Here is a 17,902-nt window from a genome sequence, read left to right on the forward strand (position 1 = left end):
AATGGTTATTCAATTACCGTTACACGTCCGTGTTCCACATGGAACATCCTACTGGGAGGCGTGTGTAACGAATCGACTATTGCTGCCGGCTCAATGGCGGTCACAAACACTTGTGCACCAGTGTCCACTAGCTGTTTCAGCAATAGCTGCCTATGCTGTGCATCCAACTCGGATGGAAGATCATCCACAAGATAAATACTGTGTTTATCTATTTGTTGTTTGAGCAACTTTCCCTGTGCAATACGCAGTGCACAGACTAATAATTTCAATTGGCCACGGGACAGGGCATCCTGCGCCGGCAAAGTGCCTACACGAAGTCTTAAGTCAGCTTTATGGGGACCGCTGACGGTATGACCCGTAGCCAAATCTCTGGGATATTGTGATTCGAGAAGTTGTGCAAAATCCGTTTTGCTATCCCATCCGCGGGTAAATGAAACCTTAACATTCACCTGCGGTAAAAACTCCTCGATTATACCCTTAAGTAGCTCATTTAACGAGTCTACATAACGGTTTCGTATTTCAGTGACCTGCTCGGTATAACGGACAAACTCCCGATCCCAATATTGGATTTGATTATAGGGAGAATTATTTCTAAGCAGTTGATTTCGTTGTTTAAGAACTCGCCTCACATTCACCCACGCCGCATAAAACTGTGGGTCCGAATGAAAGGCCCCCCAATCAATAAACTGCCTGCGGGATTTTGGACCTTCAAACAATAACGAAAAGCTTTCTGGCGTGATGACTTGTATGGGCAAGGTTTCAGCTAAAGTCGATAGCCGTTTGACCTTTTCACCGTCAATTTTGACTTCGGTTTCGCCACTGCGAAAACGCCGTAGACCGATTTTACTGTCGCCGCGGGGTAAATTTAAGGTCGCAAACAGGGTTAGTTTGTCTTGGTCGTTATTGATGACTCGCTGGGATAAGTGGCTGCGAAACGAACGCCCCATCCCGAGAAAGTAAATCGCCTCAAGAATACTGGTTTTGCCACTGCCATTTTGACCATAGATCAGATTAATCCCTTCACTCGGGCTCAGTTGCGCCAATTGAATATTGCGAAAAGAATCAATATTAAGACGGATAAGGCTCATGCGTTACTCATCAAACCGTATCGACGGCTCAGGCCAAGACTCAGGACTGTTATCATACCGCAATTCACATCCATTAGAGTTAATAAGGCAACAAGGGATAAGGTCTGAAGACATATACGCCGCTATAAAGCGGCGTATGGCACTGCGTAGAAATAGGATGACTATAAGCGCATTGGCATAACCACATACATGGAATCTTCTTCCAAGTGGTTTTCCAGCAAGGCACTTGAGTTACCATCGATTAAGGTGATACGCACATCATCGGACTTAAGGTTGTTGAGCACGTCCAATAAGTAACTAACGTTGAAACCAATTTCGAGTGGCTGATTGTTGTAATCCACATCGATGATTTCTTCCGCTTCTTCCTGCTCTGGGTTATTAGCGGTGATTTTCAGTAACCCCGCCTCTAACTGAATGCGTACACCACGAAACTTCTCATTCGATAAAATAGAAGCGCGCGTTAAAGCTTGTTTGAAGTGGTTACGGCTGGCGATAACGATTTTATCACCGCCCTTAGGTAACACACGGCGATAATCGGGGAAGCGACCATCGACTAATTTACTGGTAAAGACTGTGGTGCTGGTGGTCGCGCGAATCGCGTTATCGCCAATGGCAATCGCGATATCTAAATCATCGACTTCCAACAAACGCGCCATTTCCATCACGCCTTTACGGGGCACGATGACTTGTTTTTCAGGTAATTGTGCATCTATGGTTCTGTGACTTAAGGCTAAGCGGTGACCGTCGGTAGCAATGGCGCGCAGCACATTACCTTCGGTTTCGAGCAATAAACCATTCAGATAGTAACGAACGTCTTGGTTCGCCATCGAAAACTGGGTCGCATCAATCAACGACTTCAGCACGCCTTGCTTAAGGGTGAATTCGATTTCCGTCTGAAAGGCTTCCACATTGGGGTATTCTTCTGCGGGCAGGGTTGCCAGCGAGAAACGGCTACGACCAGAGCGTAACAACCATTTGTTATCTTGCTGCTCGACCTTAAGCTCGCTTTGCTCAGGCAAAGATTTAACGATATCTAACAGCTTCTTAGCAGGAACTGTAGTTCGACCTTCTTCGATATCACCATGAATAACCGCCTGACCGACTAACTCAACTTCAAGGTCAGTACCTGTTAATTTGAGTGAGTGACCACTAACTTCTACAAGGAGATTTGCCAAAATAGGCAAGTTATGGCGTCTTTCTACCGCACCACAAACCAATTGAAGCGGCTTTAATAGGGCGTCCCTATCAATTGAAAATTTCATAGTGTCCAAATTCCTTGATTTTAAGAAGATAAGGTTCTAATCAAGTTAGCATAATCTTCTTTAATGTCGTGACTCTCTTCCCGTAGCTGAGCAATCTTACGACAGGCATGTAACACTGTGGTGTGATCTCGACCACCAAAGGCATCACCAATTTCCGGCAAGCTCTGGTTAGTTAATTCTTTGGATAACGCCATGGCCACTTGTCTTGGGCGCGCAACACTGCGCGAACGACGCTTAGACAACATATCAGCCATCTTGATTTTGTAGTATTCAGCTACGGTTTTCTGAATGTTGTCTATAGTGACTAATTTTTCCTGCAGTGCCAAGAGGTCACGTAGTGCTTCACGCACAAAATCAATCGTTATTGGGCGACCAGTAAAGTTAGCGTTGGCGATCACACGGTTTAACGCCCCTTCTAACTCGCGTACGTTTGAACGTAAGCGCTTAGCAATAAAAAAGGCCACTTCATCGGGCAGGTTAATGCCGCTCTCTTGGGCTTTACGCATCAAAATCGCCACGCGAGTTTCAAGCTCTGGCGGTTCAATTGCAACTGTTAAGCCCCAACCAAAGCGGGATTTTAATCTGTCCTCTACCCCGTCGATCTCTTTTGGATAACGATCCGATGTCAGGATGATCTGATGGTTACCTTCAAGCAGTGCGTTAAAGGTATGGAAAAATTCTTCTTGGGATCGGTCTTTATTGGCAAAAAATTGAATATCGTCGATAAACAGTGCATCGACACTACGGTAATAGCGTTTGAATTCTTCGATCGCATTGTTTTGCAGCGCTTTGACCATGTCTTGCACAAAACGCTCAGAATGCATATAAACCACTTTAGCATTGGGATTATTTTTAATGATCCCGTTACCGACAGCGTGCAACAAGTGAGTCTTACCTAGACCAGTTCCACCATATAAGAATAGTGGGTTATATGCACCGCCTGGATTTTCAGCTACTTGCAATGCAGCCGCTTTACCAAGTTGGTTTGACTTACCCTCAACGAAGTTATCGAATTGATAAGTTGGATTGATATTGCTGCGATGGTTAGTGTTAGTCACAGGCTCGGTGGTATTAAATGATGTACCAACAGAAGCCTTAGTTTGGGGATTGGGTACGCGCACTGCTGCGACGGGCGCAGGTTCTGGCTTTTTCGCGGACGGACGACTACCGATATCGAAGCGTAGCTTAGGCGCATCATTACCCATTTGCTCAGTAAAAAACTGATTAATGATATTGATGTACTTATCCCTAACCCAATCGAGCACGAAGCGGTTAGGCGCATATAACACCAAAGTATCTCCATCCATTTCGGCTTGTAACGGTCTGATCCACATACTGAACTGCTGAGCAGAAAGCTCATCTTGCAGTCTTCCGATACATTGTTGCCAAAGTGAAACCGCCACTAAGTTATCCCCAAAAGATCATCAAAAAGAGGTGTATTCTATAGCGAGATCTCAAGGATCGCTATCCTTAAAAAATAATTATCCCCAACAAGATCATTCTTTGTCAGCATCCTCGATCATCAAAGATCAAATTCGATCCTTTTATTCAACAAATAGGGAAAATCCCGCTTTATTAAGCGATCCAGATTGATCTATAATGGCGCCCCTTTGATCTGTTAACAGATCCTCTTAACTACTAGATGTAGTGTCCATACACAGAGTTATCCACATCTTATAGTGTGTGGGGGGAGTTGATCTAAGGATACGCTGGCAGAAATAACCCACTTGCTGACTTTCGTTGTTGACGGGGACAAGTAAAGTGATTACAATTCGGCCTCTTTTTTACCCTTACCTCTATTCGTGGAGATAAGGATATGTTCACTAATAACAAAGACGGATTGCCATCATGAGTAAACGTACTTTTCAACCTAGCAACCTGAAGCGCAAGCGTTCTCACGGCTTCCGCGCTCGTATGGCTACTGCAGGCGGCCGTAAGGTGCTTGCACGTCGTCGTGCGAAAGGTCGCGCTCGTTTATCTGCTTAATTAAGTGGATAACTAGTTGACTAGCTATACCTTTACGCGGGAGTTACGCTTGCTAACTCCCGCGCAATTTAAATCTGTATTTTCCAATCCCATCAAAGCATCTTCTGCTGAAATAACCTTGCTTGCCATTCCTAATTCGGAACAACATCCGCGTCTGGGTCTTACTGTTGCTAAACGCTACGTAAAACGTGCCAATCAGCGAAATCGCATTAAGCGAGTGATCAGAGATAGTTTTCGCCTCAATCAACACAATATTCCTCATCTTGATATTGTTGTGCTGGTTAGAAATGGGGTGATGGAAATGGAAAATGCCGAACTCAACAAGTTGATAGAAAAGCTATGGCGCAAACTCAGTCGCCGCTACAATGGCTAGCAACCACGTTTATTCGTGGCTATCAAATCTTCATCAGCCCAATCTTGGGACCTCGATGTCGTTTCAATCCCACTTGCTCTCATTACGCCATTGAGGCAATAAAAGTGCACGGAACCGCGAAAGGTTGTTGGTTTGCATTGAAACGCATATTAAAATGTCACCCTTTGCATCCCGGCGGTAGTGATCCCGTCCCCCCTAAAAATGACAGGTGTAATAAATAGGCTATGGAATCTCAACGCAATATATTGCTAATAGGACTACTGTTTGTCAGCTTTTTGCTGTGGCAACAGTGGCAAGCAGACAAAGCTCCAAAACCCGTTGCAACCGAATCGTCTGTAGTGGCGAATGCGACCACTAATCACAGTGCTGATGTTCCAGAAGCGGATACTGGTGTGCCAGCAGCAGTCGCTGCGACGCAAAATCTAATCACGGTTAAAACCGATCAGCTCGATGTCCAAATCAACCCTGTGGGTGGTGATATTGTTTTTGCTGCACTGGTTTCACATAAATTGGAACAGGGTAAAGACCAGCCATTTGTTTTGCTTGAGCAAACCAAAGATTACACTTATATCGCTCAGAGTGGCCTAATTGGCCGTGATGGTATAGATAGCAGTGCTAAAGGTCGCGCCGCATTTGCCGCCAGCAAAACTGAATTTACCTTAGCCGATGGCCAAGACACCTTAGAAGTACCACTGACCTATGTGGCTGATAACGGTGTGACTTACACAAAAGCGTTTATATTCCATCGTGGCAAGTTTAACGTTGATATCGATTACAAAATCAACAACACCTCAGCTGCTCCATTACAAGTTCAGATGTACGGTCAGATTAAACAGACCATCAAGCCATCTGAAAGCAGCATGATGATGCCAACTTACCGTGGCGCCGCGTTTTCGACTCAAGATGTACGTTACGAAAAGTACAAGTTTGAAGATATGAGCAAGAGCAATCTCAATCAACCGACTCTCGGTGGTTGGGCGGCGATGCTGCAACATTACTTCGTATCAGCTTGGATCCCACCAGCAACCGATAGCAACACGATTTTCTCGAGTGTAAGCGCTGGCGGTTTAGCGAACATTGGTTTCCGTGGCGCGGTATATGATATTGCACCAGGTGCAACGCAAGAAATTAGCTCACAGTTCTATGTTGGCCCTAAAGATCAAAAAGCGCTATCTGCGTTATCTGATACCTTAAACCTAGTAGTTGATTACGGTTTCCTTTGGTGGTTAGCCGTTCCAATCCACTGGTTATTGATGTTCTATCAATCATTTGTGGGTAACTGGGGTGTGGCAATTATCCTGATCACCTTAACCGTTCGTGGTTTACTGTTCCCGCTTACCAAAGCGCAGTACACCTCAATGGCTAAGATGCGTAACCTACAGCCAAAACTGCAGGAACTAAAAGAGCGTTTCGGCGATGACCGTCAAAAGATGGGTCAAGCCATGATGGAACTGTATAAGAAGGAAAAAGTTAACCCTATGGGTGGCTGTTTACCTATTATTTTACAGATGCCAATCTTTATTGCCCTATACTGGGTATTGCTAGAGAGCTTCGAGCTGCGTCACGCACCATTTATGTTATGGATCCACGACTTATCAGTACAAGATCCATACTACATTCTGCCGCTGCTGATGGGTGTGTCCATGTTTGTGATGCAAAAAATGCAACCCATCGCACCGACAATGGACCCAATGCAAGTGAAGATGATGCAATGGATGCCAGTGATCTTTACCGTATTCTTCCTGTGGTTCCCATCGGGTCTAGTACTGTACTGGTTAGTGGGTAACATTGTTGCCATCATCCAGCAGAAGATTATTTATGCAGGTCTAGAGAAAAAAGGCTTAAAATAAGCCCAAGCGCTAGATCGGAGCTAACAGCTCAGCATATTCAAAAAGGCGGCTTCATTGGCCGCCTTTTCCTTTAGGTAATTTGATCGATATTAATGGGTATTTCCGTGACAACTGACACTATCGTGGCACAAGCCACCGCGCCCGGACGGGGCGGCGTAGGTATCATTCGAATCTCTGGTGATAAGGCAACCGATGTGGCCATGGCCGTATTGGGTCATTTACCTAAACCCCGTTACGCCGATTACTGCGACTTTAAAAATGCCTCAGGCCAAGTGATAGACCAAGGTATCGCACTGTTTTTTAAAGGCCCTAATTCCTTCACGGGTGAAGATGTATTAGAGCTGCAGGGCCACGGTGGTCAAATCGTCCTCGATATGCTGATCAAGCGCGTATTAGAAGTCAAAGGCATTCGCATCGCCAAACCTGGTGAGTTTAGCGAACAGGCCTTTATGAACGATAAACTAGACTTAACCCAGGCCGAAGCCATTGCCGACCTTATCGATGCCACCAGTGAGCAAGCCGCCAAAAGCGCGCTGCAATCACTGCAAGGTGAGTTTTCGAAGGAAGTGCATGAGCTGGTGGATCAAGTCACCCATCTGCGTTTATACGTCGAAGCCGCGATTGATTTCCCCGATGAAGAAGTCGACTTTTTAAGTGATGGCAAAATTGCCAATGCACTCTACAAAATCATCGACAAACTCAGCGCCGTCCAAGCCAGTGCCAAGCAAGGCTCGATTATCCGCGAAGGGATGAAGGTGGTGATTGCCGGTCGCCCCAATGCCGGAAAATCCAGTCTACTTAATGCGCTCGCCGGTAAAGAGTCGGCCATTGTGACCGAAATAGCTGGCACCACTCGCGATGTGCTGCGCGAACACATTCATTTAGATGGTATGCCACTGCATATTATCGACACCGCAGGTTTACGTGATACCACAGATACGGTTGAACAAATCGGTATCGAGCGCGCTTGGAATGAAATCAACAGTGCCGATCGGGTGTTGTTTATGGTCGATGGCACCACCACGGATGCCGTCGATCCCCACGATATTTGGCCGGATTTTATCGATCGTCTCCCCACCAATTTAGGCGTGACCGTTGTCCGCAATAAGGCCGATCTCACCGGTGAAAACCTCGAGATGACTGAAGAAAAAGGCTATAGCGTGTATAGGATCTCGGCCAAAACCGGTCTGGGCGTAGAGGAATTAAAGCAACACCTTAAATCCTTGATGGGTTATCAAAGCAACCTCGAAGGTGGCTTTATCGCCCGTCGTCGTCACCTCGAAGCATTGGATGTTGCCGCAAGCCATCTGCAACTAGGTAAAGAGCAATTAGAGGTTTATCTCGCAGGTGAACTGTTAGCAGAAGAGCTCAGAATGGCGCAACTCGCCCTGTCTGAAATCACTGGCCGTTTTACTTCAGACGATCTACTCGGCAAAATTTTTAGCTCATTCTGTATCGGGAAGTAAAATAGTAAAACGTATCAAACCAAATAAAAACAACATTATGATTTTAAAATAATTTTGTTTTACTGGATTGGAAGCAATTTGAAGGGTTTTGTCGATTCTTACTCCGTATGTGCTCCGAAGATAAATTTTGGAGCACATTTGTAATATAAGAAAAAAACCTATTAAATAAATATATTAGTAGACAAGAATAAAGCCTAAACTTGCCTAATTGGCCAAAATAGAACGAATACTGTTCCTCCACGACCCGATGGCTGGCAGACCACATGGCCGCCGTGAGCTTCAACAATAGTCTTAACCACGGCAAGACCAAGCCCGCTACCGCCACTTTTTCGTGAACGAGAAGGATCGACTCGACGAAATGCTTCGAATACGTAACTGGCGGCAGCATCAGGGATACCTGGCCCCTCATCTTCCACACTTAGATAGCAATTATCATCCGAATGATAGAGTCGCACGGTTAACTCGCCGGGATCTGCATGCTGGCGAGCATTTTCTAGTAGTGCGATTAGCACCTGACGGATACGGATGGCATCACAGTAAACTTGAAGGCTAGAATCGAGTTCCAACTTAAGTTTGAGTCCTCTGGCATCTAAAGCCGCTGCAAAGGTTTCAATCACTGTACTAAGTTCATCCGCTAAACAAACCTCTACACGATGTAACTCTAAGTGGCCATTGTCGTTAAGGCTCAGCACTCGTAAATCTTCTATCAGGTGATTTAAGCCTTCGACCTGCCGTAACAATCCCTCGAACAACTCACTATTAGGACTAAAAACACCTTCCGCTAAGCCCTGCAATCGACCACGCAAAATGGTGACCGGAGTGCGAAGCTCATGGGCAATAGCCGCATTCCAAAACTCCCGCTCGCGGGTCATACACTCTAATCGCTCAGCCATCGCATTAAAGTCACTGACCAGTTGCGCGGTTTCTCCCATAGTATCTTGATCCATTTTTGCGCGTGCGTTGAGTTTACCTAGAGCGACTTCGCGTAGGCTATATGCCACAGAATTCAACGGATTGAGGATTCGCCGAGACAGACGAACAGCAACAAAAAGCGACATCCCCAATGCGGCGGCGATAGTGCAAACAATCCAGATCATCTCCATCCGAGAAGGCATCCAAGTTTCAGAGATGCTGCCAGGCAAGTAGGTCACCGCAATAGCATAGAAAACATAGGAACCAAATACCGACAGGAAAATAATCCCTAGCGTCATCACTGCTAAGGATTGAATAATTTGTCTGCGTAAGCCTGGTGATTGCTTCATACTTCACCACCAAAGCGATAGCCAACCCCCCAGATGCTGAGCGGTACTCCTTGAATATTAAGGGCTTCAAGTTTTTTACGCAGCTTACTGATATGACTATCTACAGTGCGTTCCTGAGTATCACCTTCGGGCAAGCAATTAATAAGTAGCTCCTCACGGCTAAAAACACGTTTTGGCGCCCGCATCAGACAGGCTAACAGTTTAAATTCAGTGAGTGTCAGATCGAGTATTTGCTGCTGACCTTTCAAGTTCACGCTGGCCTCGTGACTGTCTAAGTCGATTTGAAACTGGCCGACGCGCAATATTTGGCTATTGGTAGACGGGTTAATTCGGACGCGTCGCAAAACAGCTTGAACCCTAGCGACCACCTCAGCAGGATTGAAAGGTTTAACCACATAGTCATCGGCACCGAGGCGTAACCCCATTAACTTATCGATATCTTGGTCAAGCGCGGTGAGCATGATCACTGGTGTATCGCCACGGGAACGAATTTCATTCAATACCTTCCAGCCATCGAGATTAGGCATCTGTACATCAAGCAACAACAGATCGGGCTTAAATGTACCGTGCATGGCTAATGCTTGAATACCATCCGTAGCGTGTTGAGTTCGCAGCCCACTTCGCTGTAAATAGGCAATCAGAATCTCGGCAATCTCGGCTTCATCTTCGGCAATCAGTACAAGTGCCGAAGTCATCTGACTTTTTGTGGCATTGAGATTGGACATAAATAGCTCTAAGGCTGAAATTGAAGAACTTTATCACTCCCTCCACACATTCTCCACAAAGCCTCGAATAATTCGCAATAGCGACTCGTCATAATTCAGTGAGTTCTCAAGCATTGGTCAATGTCATCAGTGAGAACGTAGCAAATAGAGGAGAGTTGGTTATGTTCAGCAAAAAACGGCATTTAAACTTGGTACTCTTGGTAGGAATTGCCGTAATGGGATTGATGGGTTGCGACTCCGCGGAGCAGGAGGAAAATACCCCCTCTCTAATCCAGGTTTCTGTAATCACACTGGATAACGAAGCACTATTGGTCACAGAAGATCTACCTGGTCGAGTTGTTGCAGTTCGCAGTGCAGAGATCCGCGCGCAAGTTAGCGGCATAGTTCAACATCGTCTGTTCGAACAAGGCAGCGAGGTAACATCTGGCACAGTGCTATTCCAGATTGATCCTGCACAATTTAAAGCCGATGTTGCTATTGCGGCAGCCACCTTGCAACGAGCCGAAGCCGTATTGGTTCGTTCTCGCCAGGAAACGGCACGCTTGGCCTCCCTGTTAAAAACCGAAGCGGTTAGCCAACAAATGTTTGATGATGCAATTTCCCTGCGCGATCAAGCCGCAGCAGATGTCGCCCAATCCCAAGCGACACTTACGCGGCGCCAGTTAGATTTAGAATTTGCCAGCGTCAAAGCCCCTATCTCAGGGCAAATTGATCAAGCCTTAGTGAGTGAAGGAGCCTTAGTCTCACCGACTGATACCACCCCAATGGCGAGGATCCAACAAATTGACCAAGTGTATGTCGATGTTCGACTGCCAGCATCAATGTTAGACAGCATGCGCCAGCAAGCAAACGAAGCTAACCCAGAGTTAAGCGTAGAGATCCTGAGCAGCAGCGGTGAGTATCTTGGCATGAAAGGTCATATCTTATTTTCGGGCTCCGAGGTGGATACAGGTACCGGCGATGTACTGCTGCGTGTACTCGTTGATAATCCACAACATCGCCTATTGCCCGGTCTTTTTGTAAAAGCTCGGGTTCCAAAGACTTACTATTCTTCCACTCTGAGAGTGCCACAACAGACGGTCACCCGTAAGGCGGGTCAACCCCAAGTATGGGTACTCAATGCGGAGGGCAAGGTACAGCCAGTAGCAATTAAAGTCGATGAGCTAGTGGCAGGCCGCTACCGCGTGATATCAGGACTATCTGCTGGCCAGCAGATAGTCGTTGAAGGCATCGAACGCCTAAGTCCTGATGCGCAGGTTCGTGCTCGGCTTTGGCAACCCACAGCAGAGCAGCAATTAAGTGCAGATGTGCGCTGATTTGGAGACATACCATGCCACAGTTTTTTATTAACCGCCCAGTATTTGCATGGGTGATAGCCCTCTTTATCGTACTGATTGGTTTCATCTCGATTCCGCAATTACCTATCTCTCGCTACCCTTCGGTTGCCCCCGTGTCGGTGAGCATTTATGCCGCTTATCCAGGAGCCACGCCACAAACACTTAATGAATCTGTGATAAGCCTTGTCGAGCGTGAACTATCGGGGGTAAAAAACCTACTGTACTTTGAATCATCAGTTGACAGCTCAGGAAGTGCACAAATTACCGCCACCTTCAAACCGGGCACAGATGCGGAACTTGCCCAAGTTGATGTGCAAAATCGCATTAAGGCAGTCGAACCACGCTTACCTCAAGTCGTACGGCAGAGCGGTCTGCAGGTTGAGTCGGCGGCATCGAGCTTTCTGATGATGATTGGCATGACGTCACCTAATGGTCAATTCGACGAAGTCGCGCTAAACGACTATTTGGCGCGAAATGTTGTCGAGGAACTACGCCGAATCGACGGTGTGGGACGAGTGCAATTATTTGGTGCAGAGCAAGCCATGCGTGTCTGGGTTGACCCCAATAAACTCACCGCCTATGGGCTGACAATGAACGACCTTGCTCTGGCGATTGAACAGCAGAACGCACAAATCGCCCCAGGCCGACTCGGTGATGAGCCAGCCTTGCCCGGACAACGCCTAACAGTCCCATTGACCGTACAAGGACAACTGACCACACCCGAGGAGTTCGCCGCTATTGCCCTACGTTCCAGTGTCGATGGCGCCAAATTGGTGTTGGCTGATGTGGCTAGAGTTGAGCTGGGCGCTCAGTCCTATGGCTTTTCGAACCGTGAGAATGGTGTAACGGCAACCAGTGCCGCGATTCAACTATCCCCAGGCGCCAACGCCGTTCGCACCGCTTCAGCAGTGCGAGAACGCTTAGCCGAACTAGCAACCAGCATGCCCTCAGGCATAAGCTATTCAGTGCCCTTCGACACAGCACCTTTCGTCAAAGTGTCTATCAAAAAAGTAATCTATACCCTGTTTGAAGCTATGGGCTTAGTGTTTCTGGTCATGTTCCTGTTCTTGCAGAAGCTGCGCTACACACTAATTCCAGCCATCGTCGCCCCCATCGCATTGCTCGGCACCTTTGCCGTAATGTTGCTGGCGGGTTTTTCAATAAATTCGCTGACTATGTTTGGCATGGTATTGGCCATTGGCATTATTGTTGACGACGCTATTGTGGTGGTTGAAAGCGTGGAACGGCTGATGGCGACCCAAGGGTTATCTCCCAAAGAAGCGACCTCACGGGCGATGAAGGAAATTACTGGTGCGGTAATAGGTATAACCTTAGTGCTAACGGCTGTGTTTATTCCCATGGCCTTTGGTAGCGGCTCGGTGGGCGTTATCTATCAACAATTTAGTTTGGCTATGGCGGTGTCGATCTTAATTTCAGCCTTCCTCGCCCTGTCTTTAACCCCAGCTCTATGTTCGACACTATTGCATCCTGTCAGTGCAGATCACCAACACAAAAGCGGATTTTTTGGTGCTTTTAACCGCGCCTTCGAACGCTTGACGACTCGTTACAATGCACGGTTAGTACACTTGGTAGGGCGTAGCGGGCGAATGATGGCAGCATTTGCAGTGATCTGCGCTGTACTCGTATTAGCGGTTAAGGAATTACCTTCGTCCTTCCTACCCGACGAAGATCAAGGCTACTTCATGACCTCTATTCAATTACCCACTGGCGCAACGAGCGAACGTACACTAGAAGTGGTAAAAAAATATGAAGCACACGTAGCTACTCGCCCAACATTGGATACCAATATGGTAGTACAGGGCTTTAGCTTTGCAGGCTCAGGCCCAAACGCCGCCATGGCTTTCACTATGCTCAAAGATTGGGATAAACGTAATGGTGCCACAGCGGCAGAGGAAGCAGAACTTGCACAACAAGCTATGGCAGATAACGTCGAAGGTACTGTCATGAGCCTGATGCCACCTGCCATCGACGAGCTGGGGACTTCATCAGGCTTCACTCTATACCTGCAAGATAGAGCCAACCGTGGTGAAACGGCGTTACTTGCTGCACAGGCGCAACTGCTCGAGTTAGCGGCTCAAAGCAAGGTGGTTAGCAATGTATACCCAGATGGTTTACCGCCCGGTGAAAGCATTAACCTAGATATAAATCGACCAAAAGCCGAGGCTATGGGCCTATCTTTCACAGCGGTAAGCAGCACGCTTTCGGCGGCCATGGGATCACAGTATGTCAATGATTTTCCGAATAATGGACGTATGCAACAAGTCATTCTGCAAGCGGAAGCATCTGCACGTATGCAGCTAGATGACGTGCTAAGCCTGCGGGTACGTAATACTAGCGGTGGCATGGTACCTCTGCGGGAGGTAGTGACACCCAAATGGAGCGAATCGCCACAGCAAATGATGCGCTTTCAAGGCTTTCCGGCAGTACGAATTTCGGGAGGTGCTGCGCTAGGTGTTTCCAGCGGAGCCTCCATGGCAGAAATGGAACGCCTAGTGGCACAGTTACCACTAGGCTATGCGATAGCGTGGACAGGGGCATCATTACAGGAACGCCAATCGGCTGCACAGGCGCCGCTGCTTATGTTGTTGTCTGCGCTGGTGGTATTTTTAGTTCTTGCTGCACTGTACGAAAGCTGGTCGATTCCGCTATCGGTAATGCTGGTAGTACCGCTGGGACTCATCGGAGCCGTGGCAGCGGTTATGCTACGAGGCATGCCAAATGACGTGTTTTTCAAGGTGGGGATGATTACCATCATTGGCCTATCAGCGAAAAACGCCATCCTTATCGTCGAATTTGCCCGCCAATTACACGCCGAAGGACGCTGTTTGGTCGATGCAGCAGTAACCGCTGCACGGCTGCGTCTGCGTCCAATCTTGATGACTTCGCTAGCTTTCACCCTTGGCGTCGTCCCTTTGATGCTTGCAAGCGGCGCGAGTGCAGAAACTCAACACGCTATTGGCACCGGCGTTTTCGGCGGTATGCTTAGCGGAACCATACTAGCAATATTCTTTGTTCCTATCTTTTTTGTCTTTGTCATCGGCACACAAGAGCGCATTAAGACCAAGCTAGTAAGGCGTAATAATTCCAAAATGGCCAAAGGATAAACACCTATACACGTGTACTGAGTTTAGACTACTACGCTCCCCACGGAATAGTAGTAAGCTAGTCCTAACAACGGCTGGCTTACTACTAGCATGTTGTTGTACGGCCAAAGAATAATAAATTATTTAAAAATAAAAGGTTTCAAGCTAATTAATCAAAAGTCTATTTATTACTTCCTACTTTCCCAGATATCCCACTTTTAACATGCTGAAAATCCCCTAGAATGGGTTCTTCCATGGCAAAACCTAACAAAAGGTTGCACTTCACATGTGCACCAATAGCTTTCTAACACTTTGAGTAGTTTTATATTTTTAGTTTCTGTATCGGAAAGTAAAAGAGTAAACGCATCCGATAAATTAAAATCAATATTATGATTTTTAAATATTTTATTGATGATTAAAAGGTTGCTACCAAAAAACATATGCCCCTCGTTAACATTTTAACGAGGGGCATTTTTTTGCAAAAAACTGGACCCTACCACAGAGAAGCTATTCCGCAGCCGCGCGGTTTAATCGATCCCAAATATCAGCCCACTCCTCAAGACGAGGCGGCGCTTCAACCAAAAGTGTTTTAATCCCCTTTAGGTCTAATGCGTAAAGAGAGGCATAAAGTGCTTGTCGATATCCTTGGTGGTTGTTCGGTAATATCAGCTTATGTTGGCAATGGATATTTTCCATCTGTGCAGAATATCCCAATATCCCCGTAGCTTCAGGCTCTGCATAAAATTGCGTTGCGAGTGAAGCAGCACAAATCACGACTTTGGCATTAGGTTGATAATGGACTTTCATATTGCCAGAAATCGCTTCTTGATGGCATTCAGGCGTAATAACGGGGAACGGTAAGTAGGGCTGAAAATCCCTCGCGGATAATGGACCACTTCGCAAAATCTCAGCTTGATTTTCACTGACCCGTAAAATAGTCGACTCAGTACCCACACTGCAAATGCCACCATCGAGTACAGCAGCAATCCTTCCATCAAGCCCACTCAATACTTGCTCAGCACTAGTCGGGCTGAGTTTTTTATGTAAGTTTGCAGATGGAGCAGCAACGGCAATATTGAACTGTTGCAGTAGTGATAAAAGCACCGGATGATCAGGCATTCTTATCGCAATACTGGGCAATCCACCAGTTATGACATCCGAAACCGAGGGATGATGCTCAAAGATAAGTGTCAGCGGCCCAGGCCAAAACGCCTCGGCAAGTGGTGCAACCCAATCTGGAATAACGTTAACCCAACGAGAAAGCTGATCGATGCTGCCAATATGAGTTATGAGTGGATGATTTCTAGGACGTTGTTTAGCCAAAAAAATCTTTTCAACCGCTTCAGGGTTACTGGCATCCGCCGCAAGCCCGTAGACAGTTTCAGTCGGTACCGCGACTAGTTCGCCCGCGATTAGCAACTCTCCCGCACGTTGTAAATCAGCAGGATTCAGCGCATTAAGTCTTTCTGTTCTCATGGATTACACCAGTGGCAACGATAAGGATCAGCCACACTCTCCTCTTTGGTTTCAATTTGTTGATATTGGCAGTGAAGACATTGACGGATAAAAGCTTTAGCGAGATCTGTTGGCGTACCACACTCGCGGCAAGGCAAACCAACGATGCGATCGCGCAGCCAGAAATCCGCTTGATGGCATTGTGGGCAGTGTGTTTGAAGGCGTTCAACCAGTTGCTGTGCAGCCTTGATAATATATTGCTGCCGCAGCGGAGAATGCATCGCGCGAAGGTCTGGAGCGACATCAATTGGGCAAGCAAAACGACCATTTTCAGGCCCTAGATTCATCGCTTCTAATGTGGCCAGCAACATATCTAGATTGGCTAAACCTTTGCTCGTATGGCCATCAACCTTAACTATCCACGCTTGACCCTCTTCAGCACCAGATAACGCCGCACAAAGTGCACTAACATCATCCCCTTGGTAACTTTGCAAGCTTACCGGACCAGATACATTCGCTACGATATCAATACTTTGCCTTGCATCATGCAGTACGATAAGCTCCGTATCCCAATTCATTATTCCTGGCAAAGGCCCTCCCCCAAAACTACCTTCGCTGCCTAACCCCGCCTCTAACCCTGTTAGCTCACAGGCGAGTCGCGCTTTTTTCTTAGCGCACTCTAGTGGTGAAAGCGTTCGCTCAACTTCTCCAGAAAAGGTGCCCAGCATGTCGGTATCAAATGCATCCGTTGCGACAATTTCAATCCCAAGTGGCGACAGAATTGGCGCAATTTGTGCTGCCTTGCCATGTTTGCTTAACAGGGCAATTCGCTTTGGTATTTTATAATGTGATTGATGATCCATGATGAATACTCACTCCTGAAGTGAGGGGGCAATTCTTAACTTTAAGCAAACCTAGCCTTACTCAATATCCTCTACAACGCTATAACGACGCTGAATAAGGAAGGCTATTGTTGCCGTATCAGTGATAGGATGTAAAATAGATAGATATTCACATAACGTTCTACATAAGTGAACGATTCTATGAGAAACCTCAATTTTCACCATCTACATTACTTCTGGACTGTCGCTAAAGAAGGACATTTAACTCGAGCCTCCCAGAGACTAAACGTTTCACAATCGGCTTTATCATCCCAGATCAGACAGTTAGAGGAACAACTAGGGCATGAACTGTTTCACCGTCAGGGCCGGGCATTATTACTGACAGAGGTTGGGCATCTCGTTCTCGAGTACGCTGAAGGAATTTTTAATTTAGGCCACGAATTGCTTTCAGTTATGGAAAATGGCGAGCACCAAAGGCTTCAGCTACTAAGAATAGGTGCAGTGGCGACCCTTTCACGCAATTTCCAAGAAAACTTATTACGCCCGGTCATTAAATTAAATAACGTCAAACTTGCTTTAAAATCATCCAACTTTGATGATCTACTCGAGCAATTGCGTGTACATAAATTAGATTTGATCCTCTCAAATCGCCCTGTAGCTTCGGACTCTTCAACCCCTTGGCGCTGTAAATTAATTGCTCAGCAAGGCGTATGCTTAGTCGGCCCAAATAAAGCGGAATTCAATGCATTACGCTTTCCAGAGGATCTCACAAAAGTAAAATTACTATTACCTGGCCCCGACAGTGATATTCGTAGGCAATTTGATTTGTACTGCGAGCAACATGGGCTCTCACTAACCCCTTATGCAGAAGTCGATGATATGGCGATGCTCAGACTATTAGCACGGGATTCGGGTGCGGTGGCCGTAGTACCTGAGGTGGTTGTACAAGATGAGATTCAAGCGGGACTATTGAAAAACTACGCGGCCTTAGATTGTGTGACTGAAAGTTTTTATGCCATAACCGCTAAAAGACACGTTGATTTACCAATCTTGCATACTTTGTTAAGCACAAAAATGGAGTAACTGATATCACAATCAGTCGATTGGGATTGATTTTAGTTGCACATAAGCGGCAGGTGCGTTTATTCATCT

The 17,902-nt window shown here is 46.7% G+C and carries 15 protein-coding genes; 8 read left to right on the top strand and 7 right to left on the bottom strand.

What is annotated here, in order from left to right:
• Positions 1 to 5: 5 nt before the first annotated feature.
• The 3 genes from recF to dnaA form a co-directional block, all read right to left on the bottom strand.
• Positions 6 to 1,088 (bottom strand): DNA replication/repair protein RecF, encoded by a 1,083-nt coding sequence (recF, locus tag M0413_RS15005; protein ID WP_169548713.1) that lies wholly within the window; start codon positions 1,086 to 1,088, stop codon positions 6 to 8.
• A 161-nt stretch (positions 1,089 to 1,249) separates the two neighbouring features.
• The gene (dnaN, locus tag M0413_RS15010; protein ID WP_249554791.1) at positions 1,250 to 2,350 is read right to left on the bottom strand and encodes a DNA polymerase III subunit beta; all 1,101 of its coding nucleotides are present in this window, start codon (positions 2,348 to 2,350) and stop codon (positions 1,250 to 1,252) included.
• A 20-nt stretch (positions 2,351 to 2,370) separates the two neighbouring features.
• Positions 2,371 to 3,753 (bottom strand): chromosomal replication initiator protein DnaA, encoded by a 1,383-nt coding sequence (dnaA, locus tag M0413_RS15015; RefSeq protein ID WP_037413464.1) that lies wholly within the window; start codon positions 3,751 to 3,753, stop codon positions 2,371 to 2,373.
• A gap of 445 nt (positions 3,754 to 4,198) precedes the next feature.
• Here dnaA and rpmH point away from each other — a divergent pair, with 445 nt between their 5' ends.
• The 5 genes from rpmH to mnmE all read left to right on the top strand — a co-directional run bounded on the left by rpmH (position 4,199) and on the right by mnmE (position 8,025).
• On the top strand, positions 4,199 to 4,336 hold the full coding sequence (rpmH, locus tag M0413_RS15020) for a 50S ribosomal protein L34 (protein ID WP_011070423.1): 138 nt from the start codon (positions 4,199 to 4,201) through the stop codon (positions 4,334 to 4,336).
• Positions 4,337 to 4,352: 16 nt separating this feature from the next.
• Positions 4,353 to 4,709, top strand: coding sequence for a ribonuclease P protein component (gene rnpA, locus M0413_RS15025; RefSeq protein WP_011070422.1), 357 nt, complete (start codon positions 4,353 to 4,355; stop codon positions 4,707 to 4,709).
• On the top strand, positions 4,676 to 4,930 hold the full coding sequence (gene yidD / locus M0413_RS15030) for a membrane protein insertion efficiency factor YidD (protein ID WP_037413461.1): 255 nt from the start codon (positions 4,676 to 4,678) through the stop codon (positions 4,928 to 4,930). The genes rnpA and yidD overlap by 34 nt, the downstream gene beginning before the upstream one ends.
• Positions 4,931 to 4,933: 3 nt before the next feature.
• Entirely contained in the window at positions 4,934 to 6,559 is a 1,626-nt protein-coding gene (gene yidC / locus M0413_RS15035) for a membrane protein insertase YidC (protein WP_249554792.1), read from the top strand.
• 104 nt (positions 6,560 to 6,663) lie between these two features.
• The gene (mnmE, locus tag M0413_RS15040; protein ID WP_140907427.1) at positions 6,664 to 8,025 is read left to right on the top strand and encodes a tRNA uridine-5-carboxymethylaminomethyl(34) synthesis GTPase MnmE; all 1,362 of its coding nucleotides are present in this window, start codon (positions 6,664 to 6,666) and stop codon (positions 8,023 to 8,025) included.
• 194 nt (positions 8,026 to 8,219) lie between these two features.
• Here mnmE and M0413_RS15045 read toward each other — a convergent pair whose 3' ends face one another.
• Positions 8,220 to 9,287 (bottom strand): ATP-binding protein, encoded by a 1,068-nt coding sequence (locus tag M0413_RS15045; protein WP_249554794.1) that lies wholly within the window; start codon positions 9,285 to 9,287, stop codon positions 8,220 to 8,222.
• Positions 9,284 to 10,012, bottom strand: a complete 729-nt coding sequence (locus M0413_RS15050) for a response regulator (RefSeq protein ID WP_047538154.1) — start codon at positions 10,010 to 10,012, stop codon at positions 9,284 to 9,286. Before M0413_RS15050 ends, M0413_RS15045 begins: the two co-directional genes overlap by 4 nt.
• A gap of 161 nt (positions 10,013 to 10,173) precedes the next feature.
• On the opposite strand from M0413_RS15050, the gene M0413_RS15055 reads away from it, so the two are divergent.
• On the top strand, positions 10,174 to 11,328 hold the full coding sequence (locus M0413_RS15055) for an efflux RND transporter periplasmic adaptor subunit (RefSeq protein ID WP_249554796.1): 1,155 nt from the start codon (positions 10,174 to 10,176) through the stop codon (positions 11,326 to 11,328).
• Between the two features lie 14 nt (positions 11,329 to 11,342).
• The gene (locus tag M0413_RS15060; protein ID WP_249554798.1) at positions 11,343 to 14,474 is read left to right on the top strand and encodes a multidrug efflux RND transporter permease subunit; all 3,132 of its coding nucleotides are present in this window, start codon (positions 11,343 to 11,345) and stop codon (positions 14,472 to 14,474) included.
• 486 nt (positions 14,475 to 14,960) lie between these two features.
• On the opposite strand, the gene M0413_RS15065 is transcribed toward M0413_RS15060, so the two are convergent.
• Positions 14,961 to 15,929: an L-threonylcarbamoyladenylate synthase gene (locus M0413_RS15065; protein WP_249554799.1), complete on the bottom strand. Its 969-nt coding sequence runs from the start codon at positions 15,927 to 15,929 to the stop codon at positions 14,961 to 14,963.
• The gene (locus tag M0413_RS15070; protein WP_249554800.1) at positions 15,926 to 16,771 is read right to left on the bottom strand and encodes a DUF6671 family protein; all 846 of its coding nucleotides are present in this window, start codon (positions 16,769 to 16,771) and stop codon (positions 15,926 to 15,928) included. Before M0413_RS15070 ends, M0413_RS15065 begins: the two co-directional genes overlap by 4 nt.
• Before the next feature lie 180 nt (positions 16,772 to 16,951).
• On the opposite strand from M0413_RS15070, the gene M0413_RS15075 reads away from it, so the two are divergent.
• Positions 16,952 to 17,833: a LysR family transcriptional regulator gene (locus M0413_RS15075; protein WP_037413454.1), complete on the top strand. Its 882-nt coding sequence runs from the start codon at positions 16,952 to 16,954 to the stop codon at positions 17,831 to 17,833.
• Positions 17,834 to 17,902 lie beyond the last annotated feature (69 nt).

Source organism: Shewanella sp. 8A, from assembly GCF_023475945.1.
GTDB lineage: Bacteria > Pseudomonadota > Gammaproteobacteria > Enterobacterales > Shewanellaceae > Shewanella > Shewanella xiamenensis.

What these genes read in the sequence shown, in the direction of transcription:
- yidD (WP_037413461.1), top strand. Translation starts at nt 4,676, where the DNA reads ATGGCGCAAACTCAGTCGCCGCTACAATGGCTAGCAACCACGTTTATT.
- yidC (WP_249554792.1), top strand. Translation starts at nt 4,934, where the DNA reads ATGGAATCTCAACGCAATATATTGCTAATAGGACTACTGTTTGTCAGC.
- M0413_RS15065 (WP_249554799.1), bottom strand. Translation starts at nt 15,929, where the DNA reads ATGAGAACAGAAAGACTTAATGCGCTGAATCCTGCTGATTTACAACGT.
- M0413_RS15050 (WP_047538154.1), bottom strand. Translation starts at nt 10,012, where the DNA reads ATGTCCAATCTCAATGCCACAAAAAGTCAGATGACTTCGGCACTTGTA.
- M0413_RS15070 (WP_249554800.1), bottom strand. Translation starts at nt 16,771, where the DNA reads ATGGATCATCAATCACATTATAAAATACCAAAGCGAATTGCCCTGTTA.
- dnaN (WP_249554791.1), bottom strand. Translation starts at nt 2,350, where the DNA reads ATGAAATTTTCAATTGATAGGGACGCCCTATTAAAGCCGCTTCAATTG.
- rpmH (WP_011070423.1), top strand. Translation starts at nt 4,199, where the DNA reads ATGAGTAAACGTACTTTTCAACCTAGCAACCTGAAGCGCAAGCGTTCT.
- M0413_RS15055 (WP_249554796.1), top strand. Translation starts at nt 10,174, where the DNA reads ATGTTCAGCAAAAAACGGCATTTAAACTTGGTACTCTTGGTAGGAATT.
- recF (WP_169548713.1), bottom strand. Translation starts at nt 1,088, where the DNA reads ATGAGCCTTATCCGTCTTAATATTGATTCTTTTCGCAATATTCAATTG.
- M0413_RS15045 (WP_249554794.1), bottom strand. Translation starts at nt 9,287, where the DNA reads ATGAAGCAATCACCAGGCTTACGCAGACAAATTATTCAATCCTTAGCA.
- M0413_RS15060 (WP_249554798.1), top strand. Translation starts at nt 11,343, where the DNA reads ATGCCACAGTTTTTTATTAACCGCCCAGTATTTGCATGGGTGATAGCC.
- M0413_RS15075 (WP_037413454.1), top strand. Translation starts at nt 16,952, where the DNA reads ATGAGAAACCTCAATTTTCACCATCTACATTACTTCTGGACTGTCGCT.